This is a genomic window from Streptomyces deserti (assembly GCF_054782695.1).
Window position 1 is genome coordinate 343,431 of record NZ_BAAGRZ010000004.1, and the last position, 14,920, is coordinate 358,350.

Annotated in this window: 13 protein-coding genes; 7 read left to right on the forward strand and 6 right to left on the reverse strand. The window is 71.7% G+C overall.

The genetic code is table 11. The features are described 5' to 3' along the window. The first annotated feature begins 19 nt into the window (after positions 1–19). Together ACYVMZ_RS11780 and ACYVMZ_RS11785 are read left to right on the forward strand one after the other, a co-directional pair. The gene (locus tag ACYVMZ_RS11780; protein ID WP_461078411.1) at positions 20–1,345 is read left to right on the forward strand and encodes a M1 family metallopeptidase; all 1,326 of its coding nucleotides are present in this window, start codon (positions 20–22) and stop codon (positions 1,343–1,345) included. Positions 1,346–1,367: 22 nt separating this feature from the next. Then, positions 1,368–1,751 carry a YchJ family protein gene (locus ACYVMZ_RS11785; protein WP_461078413.1) on the forward strand — a complete coding sequence of 128 codons (384 nt, stop codon included), beginning with the start codon at positions 1,368–1,370 and terminating at the stop codon, positions 1,749–1,751. 4 nt (positions 1,752–1,755) lie between these two features. On the opposite strand, the gene ACYVMZ_RS11790 is transcribed toward ACYVMZ_RS11785, so the two are convergent. Beyond that, positions 1,756–2,457 carry a FadR/GntR family transcriptional regulator gene (locus ACYVMZ_RS11790; protein ID WP_461078415.1) on the reverse strand — a complete coding sequence of 234 codons (702 nt, stop codon included), beginning with the start codon at positions 2,455–2,457 and terminating at the stop codon, positions 1,756–1,758. Between the two features lie 138 nt (positions 2,458–2,595). Between ACYVMZ_RS11790 and ACYVMZ_RS11795 the strand changes: the two genes are divergently transcribed. The 4 genes from ACYVMZ_RS11795 (at position 2,596) to ACYVMZ_RS11810 (ending at position 6,506) form a co-directional block, all read left to right on the forward strand. After that, the gene (locus ACYVMZ_RS11795; protein WP_461078417.1) at positions 2,596–3,114 is read left to right on the forward strand and encodes a gluconokinase; all 519 of its coding nucleotides are present in this window, start codon (positions 2,596–2,598) and stop codon (positions 3,112–3,114) included. A gap of 91 nt (positions 3,115–3,205) precedes the next feature. After that, entirely contained in the window at positions 3,206–4,603 is a 1,398-nt protein-coding gene (locus ACYVMZ_RS11800) for a GntP family permease (RefSeq protein ID WP_461078419.1), read from the forward strand. Positions 4,604–4,617: 14 nt separating this feature from the next. Then, positions 4,618–5,382, forward strand: coding sequence for an SDR family oxidoreductase (locus tag ACYVMZ_RS11805; protein WP_461078421.1), 765 nt, complete (start codon positions 4,618–4,620; stop codon positions 5,380–5,382). Between the two features lie 14 nt (positions 5,383–5,396). Continuing rightward, positions 5,397–6,506 (forward strand): L-idonate 5-dehydrogenase, encoded by a 1,110-nt coding sequence (locus ACYVMZ_RS11810; protein WP_461078423.1) that lies wholly within the window; start codon positions 5,397–5,399, stop codon positions 6,504–6,506. 638 nt (positions 6,507–7,144) lie between these two features. On the opposite strand, the gene ACYVMZ_RS11815 is transcribed toward ACYVMZ_RS11810, so the two are convergent. From ACYVMZ_RS11815 to ACYVMZ_RS11835, 5 genes are read right to left on the reverse strand one after another with little or no spacing between them, the layout of a single operon-like run. Further along, on the reverse strand, positions 7,145–8,548 hold the full coding sequence (locus tag ACYVMZ_RS11815) for an MATE family efflux transporter (RefSeq protein WP_461078425.1): 1,404 nt from the start codon (positions 8,546–8,548) through the stop codon (positions 7,145–7,147). A gap of 5 nt (positions 8,549–8,553) precedes the next feature. Continuing rightward, complete coding sequence (locus ACYVMZ_RS11820) at positions 8,554–9,582, reverse strand: cysteine synthase family protein (RefSeq protein WP_461078427.1); 1,029 nt, start codon at positions 9,580–9,582, stop codon at positions 8,554–8,556. Positions 9,583–9,612: 30 nt separating this feature from the next. After that, on the reverse strand, positions 9,613–10,959 hold the full coding sequence (locus tag ACYVMZ_RS11825) for a type III PLP-dependent enzyme domain-containing protein (protein WP_461078429.1): 1,347 nt from the start codon (positions 10,957–10,959) through the stop codon (positions 9,613–9,615). Further along, complete coding sequence (locus ACYVMZ_RS11830) at positions 10,950–11,981, reverse strand: ornithine cyclodeaminase family protein (RefSeq protein WP_461078431.1); 1,032 nt, start codon at positions 11,979–11,981, stop codon at positions 10,950–10,952. Before ACYVMZ_RS11830 ends, ACYVMZ_RS11825 begins: the two co-directional genes overlap by 10 nt. 38 nt (positions 11,982–12,019) lie before the next feature. Then, positions 12,020–13,012, reverse strand: coding sequence for a TauD/TfdA family dioxygenase (locus ACYVMZ_RS11835; RefSeq protein WP_461078433.1), 993 nt, complete (start codon positions 13,010–13,012; stop codon positions 12,020–12,022). A gap of 307 nt (positions 13,013–13,319) precedes the next feature. On the opposite strand from ACYVMZ_RS11835, the gene ACYVMZ_RS11840 reads away from it, so the two are divergent. Next, on the forward strand, positions 13,320–14,873 hold the full coding sequence (locus ACYVMZ_RS11840) for an ABC transporter substrate-binding protein (protein ID WP_461078435.1): 1,554 nt from the start codon (positions 13,320–13,322) through the stop codon (positions 14,871–14,873). Positions 14,874–14,920: the final 47 nt, after the last annotated feature.

The window sequence follows — 14,920 nt, forward strand, 5'->3', positions numbered from 1 at the left end:
GCAGGGAGCACAGGCGGCAGTGGCAGTTCAGCAGGCGGCGGGCAAGGACCCGTACTTCCCGGACCACGGTGACCCGCGGTACCGGGTGCACCGGTACGAGCTCGCGCTGGACTACCGCCCCGGCCCGAACCGCCTGTCGGGGTCGGCGCGGATCAACGCCATCGCGGGCCGGTCGCCGCTCACCGAGTTCCAGCTCAACCTGGCCGGCTTCCGCATCGGCCGGGTGCGCGTCGACGGCCGGCAGGCGCACTACACGCACCGCGGCGGCAGGCTGCGGGTCCGCCCCGCGAAGCCGGTGCGCGCCGGGGCCGCGTTCACGGTCGAGGTGCACTGGTCGGGCAATCCCAAGCCAGTGAACAGTCCCTGGGGCGGGCTCGGGTGGGAGGAGCTGGCGGACGGGGCGCTGGTGGCGAGCCAGCCGATCGGGGCGCCGTCCTGGTACCCGTGCAACGACCGGCCCGCCGACAAGGCGTCGTACCAGATCTCGATCACCACGCCGTCGGTGTACGCGGTGGTGGCGGGCGGGCGGCTGCTGACCCGTACGACGAAGGCCTCCACGACCACCTGGGTGTACGAGCAGTCGGCGCCGACGTCCAGCTATCTCGTAGGCCTGTCGATCGGGAAGTACCAGACGGTGCTGCTGGGCGACCCGGGGCCGGGCGGTGTACCGCAGCACGGGCACATCCCGGCGCACCTCCTCCCGGAGTTCTCGCGGGACTTCGCACGGCAGCCCGCGATGATGGAGCTGTTCCAGGAGCTGTTCGGGCCCTACCCCTTCGCCGAGTACGCGGTCGTGGTGACCGAGGAGGAGCTCGACGTCCCCGTCGAGGCACAGGGGCTGTCGCTGTTCGGCGCCAACCACGTGGACGGGGCGCGCGGCTGGGAACGGCTCGTCGCGCACGAGCTGGCGCACCAGTGGTTCGGCAACAGCGTGTCCATCGCCGACTGGCGGCACATCTGGCTCAACGAGGGGTTCGCGAAGTACGCCGAGTGGCTGTGGTCGGAGCGGTCGGGGGGCCGTGACGCCCGGCAACTGGCCGCCGCCGCGCACCGGTCGCTGTCGTCGCTGCCGCAGGACCTGCGGCTGGCGGACCCCGGCCGCAAGCAGATGTTCGACGACCGGCTCTACGAGCGCGGCGGGCTCGTCCTGCACGCCCTGCGCTGCGCGATGGGCGACGACGCCTTCTTCCGCATGCTGCGTGGCTGGGCGGGGCTGCACCGGGGCGGGGCGGTGACGACCGCGGCCTTCACCGCGCACGTGGCCCGGTGCGCGGAGGAGCCGCTGGACGAGCTGTTCGAGGCGTGGGTGTACGGGACGGCGTTGCCGCCGCTGCCCGGCGCCTAGGCACGCGCGGCCGTCGAGCACAATGGCGGGCATGACCACGCGTTCCTGCCCGTGCGGGCTGCCCGAGCCGTACGAGAAGTGCTGCCGCCGTTACCACTCGGGGGCCGCCTCCGCGCCGACCGCCGAGGCGCTGATGCGGTCGCGGTACAGCGCCTTCGTGAAGGGGGACGCGGGGTATCTGCTGCGGACGTGGCATCCGCGGACCCGGCCCGAGCGCCTCGACCTCGATCCGCGGATGCGGTGGACCGGGCTGGAGATCCTCGACACGAGTGAGGGGTCGGCCTTCCACTCCACCGGGACCGTGACCTTCCGGGCGTCCTACCGGGGCGGTTCGCTGCACGAGCGGAGCCGGTTCGAGCGGGTCGACGGGGCATGGGTGTACGTCGACGGGGAGTTCCTGGAGTAGCGCCTCACGGCGCCAGTATGTCCAGCTCCTGCAGGGCGCCCACCGTGATCTCCCGGGTCAGTTCCTCCGCACGCGCCGCGTCGCCCTCGCGGACCGCCTCGGCGACCTGGACGTGCAGGGTGACGGCGGCCGGGTCGGGGTCGTCGAACATCACGTCGTGATGGGTGCGGCCGGCCAGGACCTCCGCCACGACGTCGCCGAGGCGGGCGAACATCTCGTTGCCGGAGGCGTTGAGGATCACACGGTGGAAGGCCACGTCGTGGACGAGGTACTCCTCCAGCTTGTGGCCGCGCGAGTTGGCGACCATGCCGAGGGCGCACTGGGTCAGTTCGGCGCACTGTTCGGCGGTCGCGTGCTTCGCGGCCAGGCCCGCCGCCACCGGCTCGATCGCCGAGCGCAGCACCGTGAGGGAACGCAGCTGCCGGGGGCGGTCCTTGCCCGCCAGGCGCCAGCGGATGACCTGGGGGTCGTACACGTTCCACTCGGACTTCGGCAGGACCGTCACGCCGACGCGGCGGCGGGACTCGACCAGGTGCATGGACTCCAGCACGCGGACCGCCTCGCGCATCACGGAGCGCGACACGTCGAAACGCTGGGCGAGTTCGTCCGTACGCAGGACGCTCCCCGGCGGGTACTCGCCCGCGGTGATCTCGGGGCCGAGGGTGTCCAGTACGTGGCCGTGCAGCCCCCGGCCCGGTGTGCTCATGCACTCAGCGTACGGGGTGGATCACGCAGACAAAAAGTCAGACTTATTCATCACAGACTCTTGAATTCGTCTTATCTAATGCGTTTCAGTTGCGTCGACATCACGTGTCGACCTCGGACAGCAGACAGTGAGGCAGCGATGAACACCCCCCATGTCGTCGTGGTGATGGGCGTCGCGGGCACCGGCAAGACCACCATCGGTCCCCTGCTCGCGGCCCGGCTCGGCGTCCCGTACGCCGAGGGCGACGACTTCCACCCGCAGGCCAACATCGCCAAGATGTCGGCCGGGACCCCCCTGACGGACGAGGACCGGTGGCCCTGGCTGGACGCCATCGGTGACTGGGCGCAGGGGCGGGCGGGGCTCGGCGGGGCGGTCAGTTGCTCGGCGCTGAAGCGGTCGTACCGCGACCGGCTGCGGGCCGCCGCGCCCGGCGTGGTCTTCGTGCACCTCACGGGTGACCGCGCGCTCATCGAGGACCGGATGTCGCACCGGCAGGGGCACTTCATGCCCACGGCACTGCTCGACTCCCAGTTCGCCACGCTCCAGCCGCTCGGGCCGGACGAGGCGGGGGTCGCCGTGGACGTCACGGGCAGCCCGGAGGAGATCACCGAGCGGGCGATGCACGCCCTCAGCTCGCTCCCCGAGCCCATCCAGTAGTTCCGGCAGTGCCTGTAGTTCCAGCAGTTCCAGCAGCCCGGCCCCGGCCGCTCCTCTCCCCAAGTCCCCGTTACCGCAAGGGAACCCCACCGTGACCAGACTCAGCGTCGAGATGCTGGCAGCGGACGCACCCGAGCCGATCACCTCGGCCGGCCACGCTCAGCTGGGCATCGCCGTCCTGGCGGGCATAGCCGTCATCGTCCTGCTCATCACCAAGTTCAAGCTGCACGCCTTCCTGGCGCTGACCATCGGGTCACTGGCGCTCGGCGCGTTCGCCGGGGCGCCGCTGGACAAGGTCCTCACCAGTTTCAGCACCGGCCTCGGCTCCACGGTCGCCGGTGTGGGCGTGCTGATCGCGCTCGGCGCGATCCTCGGCAAGATGCTCGCCGACTCCGGCGGCGCCGACCAGATCGTCGACACCATCCTCGACAAGGCCGGTGGCCGGTCGATGCCGTGGGCGATGGTGCTGATCGCCTCGGTGATCGGTCTGCCGCTGTTCTTCGAGGTCGGCATCGTGCTGCTGATCCCGGTCGTGCTGATGGTCGCCAAGCGCGGCAACTACTCCCTGATGCGGATCGGCATCCCGGCGCTCGCGGGCCTGTCCGTGATGCACGGCCTGGTCCCGCCGCACCCGGGTCCGCTGGTCGCGATCGACGCGGTCAAGGCCGACCTCGGCGTCACGCTCGCGCTCGGCGTCCTCGTCGCCATACCCACGGTGATCATCGCCGGTCCGCTGTTCTCCAAGGTCGCGGCCCGCTGGGTGGACGTCCCGGCTCCCGAGCGGATGATCCCCCAGCGCGCCTCCGACGACCTGGAGAAGCGTCCCGGCTTCGGCGCCACGCTGATCACGGTCCTGCTGCCGGTCATCCTGATGCTCGCCAAGGCGCTGGTCGACATCGTCATCGACGACCCCGAGAACCCGGTGCAGCGCGTCTTCGACGTCATCGGCGCCCCGATGATCGCCCTGCTGGCCGCCGTCCTCGTCGGCATCTTCACGCTGCTGCGGCCCGCCGGGTACTCCAAGGAGCGGATCTCGCCGCTCGTCGAGAAGAGCCTCGGGCCCATCGCGGGCATCCTGCTGATCGTCGGCGCGGGCGGCGGCTTCAAGCAGACGCTGATCGACTCCGGTGTGGGCCGGATGATCCTGGACATCTCCGAGGACTGGTCGATCCCCGCCCTGCTGCTGGCCTGGCTGATCGCGGTGGCGATCCGGCTGGCGACCGGTTCGGCGACCGTGGCGACGGTCTCGGCGGCCGGCCTGGTCGCCCCGCTGGCGGCCGACATGTCGACCACGCACGCCGCCCTGCTGGTGCTGGCCATCGGCGCGGGCTCGCTCTTCCTGAGCCATGTCAACGACGCAGGGTTCTGGCTGGTCAAGGAGTACTTCGGGCTCAGCGTCGGCCAGAACCTGAAGACCTGGTCGGTCATGGAGTGCATCATCTCCGTGGTCGCGGGTGGCGTGGTCCTGCTGCTGTCCCTCGTGATCTAGGAGTTGGCACGGCGATGACGGCTCACCCCCTCTTCGACATCAGCGGCCGTACGGCCCTGGTGACCGGCTCCAGCCGGGGCATCGGACTCGCTCTCGCCCGTGGCCTGGCGGAGGCGGGCTGCACGGTCGTCCTGAACGGGCGGGACGCGGACCGGCTGGCCGGGGCCGCCGCCGAACTGCCCGGCGACCGGGTGCACACGGCCGTGTTCGACGTCACCGACGGCTCGTCCGTACGGGACGGGATCGCGGACGTCGAGGAGCGGGTGGGCCCGCTCGACATCCTGGTCAACAACGCGGGCATGCAACTGCGCGCCACGCTTCTGGAGTTCACCGACGCCGACTGGCACCGGATCCTGCACACCAACCTCACCAGCGCGTTCCTGGTCGGCCGCGAGGCGGCCCGGCGGATGACCGAACGCGGCCACGGCAAGATCATCAACATCTGCTCGCTGCAGAGCGAGGTGGCCCGCCCCGGCATCGCGCCCTACGCGGCCACCAAGGGCGCCCTGAAGATGCTCACCAAGGGCATGTGCGCCGACTGGGGTCCGCACGGCGTGCAGGTCAACGGGCTCGGGCCCGGCTACATCGAGACCGAGCTGACCCGGCCCCTCGTCGAGGACGAGGAGTTCAGCGCGTGGGTCCGCCGGCGCACCCCGGCCGGGCGCTGGGGCCGTACGGCGGACCTGGTGGGCGGGGTGCTGTTCCTCGCCTCACCCGCCGCGGACTTCGTCAACGGGCAGGTGCTGTACGTCGACGGCGGCATGACGAGCGTGCTGTGAAAGGGGCGGCGGGGATGCTGGGTTGTGTGCTCCACGGCCAGGGTGACCTGCGGGTCGACGAGCTGCCGGTCCCGGTCCCCGGCGCCGGTCAGGCGCTGGTCGCCGTCCGGTACGGGGGCGTGTGCGGGTCCGACCTGCACTACTGGCGGCACGGCGGGGTCGGCGACTTCCGGCTGAAGGAGCCGATGGTGCTCGGGCACGAGGTGGCCGGGACGGTCGTGTCGTACGGTGCCGGAGCGTCAGGGCCGGACGTCGGTACTGCGGTTGCCGTACACCCGGCCACGCCCTGCGGGGTGTGCCCGGAGTGCGCGGAGGGGCGGCGGAACGTGTGCCGGGACACGCGCTACCTGGGCAGTGCGGCGCGGTTCCCGCACGTCCAGGGCGGCTTCGCGGCGCACATCGCCGTTCCCGCCGGGCAGTTGAGGCCGCTTCCGCCCGGGCTCGCACTGCGCCGGGCCGCGCTCGCCGAACCGCTGTCCGTCGCCCTGCACGCGGTGCGGCGGGCCGGGGCGGTGGCCGGGCGGCACGTGCTGGTCACCGGTGCCGGGCCCATCGGCTGCCTGGTGGTCGCGGCGGCGAAGGCGGCCGGGGCGGCGCGGGTGACCGTGACGGACCCGCTGCCCGAGGCACTGCGGTACGCGCGGATCTCCGGTGCCGACACGGTCGTACGGGCCGATGACCCGGACGACGCCGGGTGGCCGGCCGAGGTGGACGTGGTGTTCGAGGCGTCCGGGGTGGCCGCGGGTCTCGACGCCGGTCTGCGGCGCGTGCGGCGCGGCGGGGTCGTCGTGCAGCTCGGCATGCTGCCGCGGGGGCAGAGCCCGTTCGCGGGGAACCTCGTGGTGAGCCGGGAGATCGAGCTGCGCGGGGCGTTCCGGTTCGACGGCGAGTTCGACGAGGCGCTCGCGCTGCTGGCGTCCGAGCCGACGTTCGACGGGCTGGTCAGCGCGGTCGTGCCCGTCCGGGAGGCGGAGTCGGCCTTCGCGCTGGCCGCCGACCGGAGTCGGTCCTGCAAGGTGCTGCTCGACTTCACCGCGTCCTGGCTTTCGCGGACAGCGGTCGGCCGCGGCCCTCGCGGCCTGGGCGGCGCTGCGGGTTCCCGGACGGGGCGGGTGACCGGGTGATGGGAGGCCTTGAGGGCCGACTGCGACCCGGGGCCGGGGACGGCTCGTCCACGGGGACGACCCTCGGGGACGTCATGAGGGCTTCGCTCGGGGTGCGGATATCGGGGCTGCTCCTCGCCGGTTCGCTGGCGTGGCAACCACCGCCTGGATGGACGACGGCGGCGGCTCACCCCGGGGGCCGTGGGGGCGCCGGGTATCACGGGCGGGACGACCGGGGGCGGCCTGACGGTGGCTGGCCGGACGGGGGCGGGCCGGACGGCGACGAGTAGAGCCGGGCTGTGGGGCCCGGCCCGGCCGCGCCGGGGCGTCAGGCGCCGGACGGGGGCCGCCGGGCCGTTGGACCGTCGGCTCGGGCGGATCCGTGAGCCCGGACGGCTCGGACGGCGCCGAGGGCTCTCCCGGGCCCAGTGCTGCGGGAGGCGACGGCAGCCCGACCCCGGCCGCCCCCTCGGACGGCGGTTCCCCGACCCGGCGGCTCGTCGCCCCGCCTGGCTGCCGCCCGGCCCGTCGCTCGCGTGCTTGGTGGCGGGTCTTCGTCCGTCGGCCGACTCGGGCGCGCTCCCGGCGAGCACCGCGCGGTCCAGGGCATGCGTCGGGCCGTCGGCGGGCCGCCCGCAGGGTCAGTAAGCGGCGAGCTGTCAGGCGACGGCCGGTTGCGCGGCCGCCCGCCGGGACAGGGCCCGGCCGTAGCGGCGCAGCAGGAGCAGAGCGGTGGCGGCGAGGCCGGTGAGCAGGCCGAGCCAGACGCCGACCGTTTCCAGGCCGGCGAGGTGCCCGAACAGCCAGGCGGCGGGCAGGCCGATCAGCCAGTAGCCGACCAGGGTGATACGGAAGCCGCTCTTGGTGTCGTCGAGCCCGCGCAGCAGGCCGACGCCGATGTTCTGGGTGCAGTCGAAGAACTGCAGGACGGCCGCGACCAGCAACAGGTTGGTGGCGATATCGGTCGCGCTGTGCCCGTCGGCGGCCGACGGGTCGAGGAACGGGCGTAGCACCAGGCCGGGGACGGTGAGGTAGACGGCGCCGACCACGGCCATCACGGCCGCCGCGCACGCCAGAGCCGTGTTCTTGATGCGTCGGGCCACGTCGATCCGGTCCAGGGCGAGTTCGCGGCTGACGTTGAGGGACGCGGCGTGGGACAGGCCGACCGCGATCTGGAAGACGATGTAGATCAGCTGGTTGACGGCGGTGTGCGCGGCGAGCGCGGCGCTGCCGAAGGTGCCGATCAGCAGGGCGACGACGGAGAAGAAGCCGGCCTCCGAGCCGTAGGTGGCGGCGATCGGCACGCCCAGGCCGGTCAGCCGGCGCAGGATGGCCGGGCGGGCCTTCCAGACGCGGATGTCGAGGAGCGGTGCGAGCCGGGGGTCGCGGCGGGCCGAGGCGTACAGGGCGAGGCAGGTCAGGGCGTACACCAGCGTCGTCGCGAGGCCGATGCCCGGCAAGCCCAGCTCCGGCAGGAACCAGGTGCCGTGGATCAGGCCCCAGTTGAGGGCCGCGTTGACGGCCACCGAGGCGATGGTGATCTGGAGCAGGGCCTGCGGTCGGCGCATGCCCACCGTGAACTGCCGTATCGCCTGGAACCACAGGCAGGGGATCAGGCCGGGCGCGAGGGCGAGCAGCACCGGCCAGGCGGTGTCGACGACCTCGGGGTCCTGGCCCAGGTAGGCGACGACCCGGCCGATCAGCAGGATGACGAGGGCGCCGACGACACCGGCGAGGGTGGCCAGCGCCAGTGCGGCACGGACCACGTCCCGGACCTCCTCCCGCGCTTCCCCGGTGAGCTCTTCGTCCTCGTCGGCGCGGGCGGAGGCGGCGGACACCTGGTTGCCGACGGCGGTGACAAGACCGACGCCCATGGTGCGCAGCTGGTTGAAGATGACCATGGCCAGGCCGCCGCCGGCCAGGGCCTCGGCGCCCATCAGGCCCATCATCACCGTGTCGGTGGTGGTGAGCGCGACCTGGGCGAGCTGGGTCAGGGCGAGCGGCACGGCCAGCGTCGCCAGGGCGCGGCTGTCCCGGAGCAGTGTGGTGAGCGGTGTCGGCATCGGTGTCAGTTCTCGCGGAGTTTGGTCAGCAGCTCATCGACCTCGCGTTCGGTGTCGGGATCGATGAGGTTTCGGGCGTTCATCCAGTCGTCGTTGAAGACGGTGTCCATGTACTTCTCGCCTCCGTCGTTGACCAGCGCGACCATAGTCGTGCCGGGCGCGAGCGAGGTCATCCGGGTCAGGGCCTCGTACACCACCCCGCCCGCGGAGCCGCCGATGAGCAGGCCGATACGACGAGCCAGCACCCGCGCGGTGGCGAACGCCTCGACGTCGCCGACCTTGACGCCCTCGTCCAGCAGGTCGTAGTCCACCATCGCGCCGATGGTCGCGCCCTCGGGGGTGCCCGTGCCGGACTGGTAGTAGTCGTGGGCGGGCGGCCCGAAGGCGATCGACCCCTTCGGCTCGACCCCGACGATCCGCACCCCGGGCACGGTCTTGCGCAGCTCCCCGCCGGTCCCGAAGAGCCCGCCGCCGGTCCCGACGGCGCCTATCAGGAGGTCGATGCGGCCGTCCAGGGCGGTGTCGAGTTCATGCGCCACCGGCCGGTAACCGTCGCCGTTGGCCGGGTTGTTGTGCTGCTCGGTGAAGTAGGCGTTGTCGCTCTCGGCGGCCAGCTTCTCGGCGAACTCCTCGCGGGCGGCCGTGGCCAGTTCCTCGTCCCCCTCCTCGGCGATGTAGATGAGTTCGGCGCCGAGCGCCTTCATGCCGCGCAGCTTGTCGGCGGCGGCGTGATGGTCGACGACCGCGGTGAAGGTGTAGCCGCGCTCGGCCGCTATGACGGCCAGGCCGAGGCCGGTGTTGCCGGAGGTGGACTCGACGATCCGGCCGCCGGGGCGCAGCAGGCCGCGTTCCTCGGCGTCGAGGACCATCTGCCGGGCCATGCGGATCTTCGCGGTGCCGGTCGGGTTGAACTGCTCGAGTTTGAGCAGCAGGCGGCTGCCGGTGTCGGTGCGGCACAGTTCGAGGAGCGGAGTGTGGCCGATGAGTTCGGAGACACGGCTGACCACGGCGGGACGCGAGAGCGCCTTGTCCATCGGATGGCTCCTGTGTCGGAGGGGAGAGAGTCAGGCGAGTGGATGGCGGTCGAGCCGCCAGCGGGTCGTGCCGCCGGCGGTGTCGAGGACGACCTTCGGGGGGAGCGGGAGTTCGTGGAAGGGGGACTCGTTGGAGTCCATCTGGTAGCCGGCGGTGTTGGGGTAGACCAGCAGGTCACCGGGCGCCGGTCGGGTGGGGAGCCGCACCTTGCGCCAGGTGAGCATGTCGGACTCCAGACAGGTGGCACCGCCGACGCAGGCGGCGTACGGTCCACCCGGGGAGGCGCCGGGGGCGGGCAGCAGCACCGGATCGGGCAGGTACTCGCTGTTGAACCACTGCTCGGACAGGCTGAGACTGCTGCCGTCCACGGTGACGATGCCGTAGCCGGAGCGGTCCTTGACGCCCTGCACGCGGAAGACCGTGCAGCCGGCCCGGTCCAGCAGCGCCCGGCCGGGTTCGAGGAGCAGCATCACGCCCGCCTCGCGCAGTCGCCCCGCGAGCCCGTCGGTGGCGAGGACCGCGCGCAGGGCGTCGGGGCCGGCCAGCGGCGAGTGGTACGGGTAGAAGTCGGCCGGCTCGAAGGACTTGCCCGCGTGATAGTGCTCGGGCCGCTGGTCGCGCAGGAAGCGTTCCCAGTGCTCGGCGTCCGTGTAGTCGACGGCGAACCCGCCGCCGATGCTGATCCGGTCGGCACGCAGGCCCAGCGTCCGCGCCTTGAGGCACAGGTCGACCAGTTCGGCGGCGAGTTCGGCGCGCATCAGCGGGTCGTAGCCGGAGAGGTGGAAGGAGAAGCCCTCCATCACGAGCCCGGCTTCCCGGCACCGTGCGAGAGCCGTCTCCAACTCCCCGTCGTCGAGCCCGAACCGGCTGTGCGGCTGGGCAGGCGGAAGCCGCCGCAGCAGCACGCGAGCCGGGTGGCCGACAGATCGTGCCACCGCGCCGACCCGGTCCAGTTCGTCGAGGGCGTCCACGGCGATCAGGCAGCCCTGCAGGATGGCGACACGCAGCAGGGCGTCCGCCTTGGCGGGCCCGGTGACCACGATGTGCTCGCCCCGTACGCCGTGGCCGAGCGCGTCCTGGAGCTCCCCGGCGCCGGCCACGTCGACGCCCGTCCCGGACAGGGCGCACCGCTCGATCCATGCGGCGGCCTTGTTGGCCTTCTTCGCGTAGTACACGCGTCCCTCGACGCCGAACTCGTCGAGGACCGCCGTGAAGGCGGCGGCGTTGACATCGAAGCGGTCGGGCAGCAGCAGATGGAAGGGGCCGCCGAGCGCGTACGACAGCTCGTGCGGAAGCGAGCCGGCCAGGACCGCGTCGAGCTGTGTGTCGGGGTGGGCCGGCAGCGGCGGAGCCGCGGTCGTGTCGGTCACTGCCACAGCGGCACCCGCGTTCCCAGCCCTTGCTCGAGGGCGAGCTGCGCGAAACGGTGGCCGAGCGCGATGTCGGTGACGACGAGCCCGCTGTTGTACGCGAAGATCCGCTCGTCGGCCGAGCGCCGGCCCTCGGCCCGGCCCGCCACGACCTCGGGGAACTCCGCGTCCACCGGCGGGAAGTCGCCGTCGGCGTCGGCCATGTCGGTGCCGGTGACCTTCATCTGCGCCTCGCTGGTGGCGATCACCCGGTCCGCCCGGTGCAGGGTGGAGGGGGCGATGCCGTGGCCGACCAGGATCGACAGCGCGCCCGGCTTGAGGTCTGCGGCCTCGACGGCGGCGGGCGTGTGCTGTCCGGCGGTGGCGACCACCACGTCGGCGTCGGTCGCGGCGGCCCGTACGTCGTCCACGACCTCCAGCTCCCTTTCGGGGAAGTAGTGGTGGAGCCGTTCGCGGACCGCGGTCAGGCCGTCGGGATGGGTGCCGTAGACCATGAGGCGGTCCAGGTCCGGCAGCGTGGTGAGCAGGAACGGCAGAGCCAGCCGACCCTGGGTCCCCGTGCCGATGACGAGGGCGCTGCGGCTGCCGGGCGCCGCGCATTCGCGGGCCAGCAGCGCCGACACGGCCGGGGTGCGCAGCGAGCCGATGCGGCCGCAGTCCATCATCGCGACCGGCAGGCCGGTGGTGTCGTCGTAGAGGGTGAGGGTCGTGTAGTAGTGCTGCTCGTCGCGCGAGCGGTCCAGGCCGTGCTTGTACGACGTCTTGATCGCGACGACCTCGCGGACCCCGTCGCGGCCGAGCATGGCGTAGGAGACGGAGTGGCCGTCCTCGGGCTTGACGGTGAGCTTGCGCGGGTTGGCCGACTTGCCGTCGGCCAGGGTGCGGTACGCCTGCTCGACGACGTCGACGACGTCTTTCAGGGATATCTCGATGCCGTCGATGTCGCTGGTGCTGAGGATGCGCAGGGTCTTGTCGTCTGCGGATATGTCGGCCGGGGCGTGGTCCGGGCGTGCGGAGGTGCCGGTCACGGCTTTTCCCTTCGGATGGAGGGGATGCTGACGGGGGATCAGACGAGGGCCACGAGCGCGGCCTGCCCGTAGCCGTGTTCGTCCGCTTCGGCCAGGGGGCGGCTGCGGCGGCCGGGGACGCGCACCGAGGCGCGCTTGAGCCAGCGGTCGGTTCCGTCGTAGCGGGCCTTGAACGGCACCCGGCCGTGCACGACCACGTCGTTGTCGACGACCAGGACGTCGCCGGGCTCCAGGGAGACGGCGACCGATACGCGTTCCAGTTCCGCGGTCAGCCGGTCGTAGGCGGCGCGGTAGTCGGCGGGGGCCTCGTCGAGCGGGGTGTAGGCGGGGTCGTAGCGCAGGGTCGGGCCGTTCTCGGTCTGCCACAGGGCGGGGACCTTCGGCGGCTCCTGGGCCGTGAAGGACTGTGCCGCGGCGTAGGCGTCGTCGGGGAGGATCGGCAGCACCGGGCGGGACAGCAGCGCGACGTCGTCCGCGCTGAGGCGGACCTTGCGGATGCTGGCGGCGGTGGTGGCGACGGCGTCGTGGTTGCGCATGCAGGCGAGCAGCAGCAGGTGGGCGCGGCCGGGGTGGAAGGCGTCCTCGGTGTGCGGGCTGAGCAGCACGGTGCTGCTCGCGCCGGTCTGCTCGGCCTCGTGGCCGGGCGAGGGCACGATGTTGTGCACGAACCGGCCTTCCTGCTGCCCCTCCCAGGCGATCGGGTGGCCCATGGCCGCGGCGAGCAGCAGCAGCATCACGTCCCACGCGGCGGCGCGGTCTGCGGCCGTGGCCCAACTGCTGGGCGTGGGGCCGATTCCGTCGTCGTCGACGGGCAGGCCGCGCAGGACGTAGAGGCCGTCGTCCGTGTCGACCGGGCGACAGGTTTGGAGAATCGTTTCATCCAAACGGGTGGCGGCGGTCGCCACTCTGCGGAGCAGCTCAGGCCGCGCGGCCGAACTGCCGAACTCGGCGAGGATCTTGCGGGCGATATCGGTCAGCTCGTCGATGGCGTGCGGATCGAGCTGCCGTACGGGTGCGGCTCCCGTGGGCATGGCGCAGACATCCCTTTCGGGTGCGGGTCCGGTGCGGGTGGAGCTCGGAACGACCTATGAGTTTCCTGTGGGCCGGTTGGGCGATCGCCGCGGAAACGTATCAACCACAGTTAGGTTAGGCAACCCTTACTAGGGTGCTGTGCTTCTAGTGCGGACCGCCTGCCTCTGTGCGCCAACGTGCGCACCAGTGCGCCGATTGACGCCTCGTCAGATCCAGGGAAGGGGCCTATGCATGTCTTGCGCACAGGTGTTGCTTAGGGTAGGCACACCTAAGCAATCTTCCCACGTGACTGGAACGAGGTCGTGCGTGAACGTGAACAGACGTCAGCTGCTGTGGGCCGGCGGCGGAATGGGCGCGGCCGTGCTGCTCGCCGCCTGCGGCGGCGGTGACGAGACCTCGGCCAAGTCACCGGCGAAGGCGGGTGAGAAGCCCCGTCGCGGCGGCACCCTCCGGGTCGGTGCGCTGGGCAGGGCCTCGGCCATCACCCGTGACCCGCACGGCACCCAGGCCAACGAGAGCGACTACCTGATCATTTCGCTGGTCTACGACACTCTCACCGTCCCCGGCACCAAGCCGAACACCGTTCCCCGTCTCGCAGCGAGTTGGCTGGCGTCGGACGACCTGAAGACCTGGCGCTTCGCCCTCGCGAAGGGGGCGAAGTTCCACGACGGCACGCCGGTCACCGCCGAGGACGTCGTGTGGTCGCTGAAGCGGCTGCGCGACACCCCTTCCGGCGCGTCCCGTCTGCCGGGCATCAAGCCGGAGAACATCAAGGCCGAGGGCGACGGCACCGTGGTCCTGGTGTCCGACTACCCCAACGCCGAACTGCCGCTGCTGACGCGCCTGACGACGTTCGTCCTGAAGAAGGACACAGCGGACGAGGACCTCGGCAAGGCGCCCGGCACGGGCCCGTTCAAGCTGGACTGGTTCCGCTCCGGCAACGCCCGCCTGGTCCGCAACGAGGACTGGTACGGCGGTGACGTGCACCTCGACGCCATCGAGGTGAAGATCTTCGAAAGCCCGCAGGCGATGGCCAACGCCCTGCTGGCCGGCCAGATCGACGTCGCCTCCAACGTCGGCGCGGTGGCGGCCCGTACGGCCGAGAAGCGCGAGGACATCCAGGTTGTGCGCCGCCCCAACGACATGGCGATGCCGATCGTCATGCGCACCGCCGACGGACCGTTCGCGGACGCGAAGGTACGCGAGGCGCTGCGGCTGGCCGTCGACCGCGAGGCCATGGTCAAGCAGGTGCTGTCCGGTTACGGCACGGTCGCCAACGACATCCTCGGCACCGGCGATCCCGCCTATGCCAAGGACATCCCGCAGCGGAAGCGCGATCTGGCCAAGGCCAAGTCGCTGCTGAAGGAGGCGGGTTTCGACCTGTCGAAGACGTACAAGCTGCTGACCACCGAGGACATCGCGGGTCTCGCCGAGTCGGCGACGCTGTTCGCCTCCCAGGTCCGCGAGGCCGGCGTCAAGGTCGAGGTGGTCAAGCAGGAGTCGGCCACCTTCTGGGAGAAGACCTGGTTGAAGGGCGACCTGTACACCACCTACTGGGGCACCAACGACTCCGTGGTGTTCTTCGCCAGCAAGACGATGGTTTCCGACTCCGGGCAGAACGAGGCGGGTTGGAAGAACGCCGAGTTCGACGCCGCGTACAAGGAGGCGATGGGGACCAAGGACGCGGCGGCGCGTGCGAAGGTGCTGCACGAGCTCCAGCAGATCGAGTACGACGAGTCCGGTTACCTGCTGTGGGGCATGGCCGACGGGATCGACCTGGCGGGTGCGGCCGTGCGCAACCTGCCGACCCTGCCCGGTTACGGGCGCGTCCAGCTCGAGGCTGCATGGCTGGCTCGCTGATACCCGCAGCGCGGAAGCCGGGCGGACCGGCCGGGGGCATCGGACCC

Coding starts and splice junctions, on each gene's coding strand:
- ACYVMZ_RS11785 (WP_461078413.1), top strand. CDS start 1,368: ATGGCGGGCATGACCACGCGTTCCTGCCCGTGCGGGCTGCCCGAGCCG.
- ACYVMZ_RS11790 (WP_461078415.1), bottom strand. CDS start 2,457: ATGAGCACACCGGGCCGGGGGCTGCACGGCCACGTACTGGACACCCTC.
- ACYVMZ_RS11795 (WP_461078417.1), top strand. CDS start 2,596: ATGAACACCCCCCATGTCGTCGTGGTGATGGGCGTCGCGGGCACCGGC.
- ACYVMZ_RS11805 (WP_461078421.1), top strand. CDS start 4,618: ATGACGGCTCACCCCCTCTTCGACATCAGCGGCCGTACGGCCCTGGTG.
- ACYVMZ_RS11810 (WP_461078423.1), top strand. CDS start 5,397: ATGCTGGGTTGTGTGCTCCACGGCCAGGGTGACCTGCGGGTCGACGAG.
- ACYVMZ_RS11815 (WP_461078425.1), bottom strand. CDS start 8,548: ATGCCGACACCGCTCACCACACTGCTCCGGGACAGCCGCGCCCTGGCG.
- ACYVMZ_RS11820 (WP_461078427.1), bottom strand. CDS start 9,582: ATGGACAAGGCGCTCTCGCGTCCCGCCGTGGTCAGCCGTGTCTCCGAA.
- ACYVMZ_RS11835 (WP_461078433.1), bottom strand. CDS start 13,012: ATGCCCACGGGAGCCGCACCCGTACGGCAGCTCGATCCGCACGCCATC.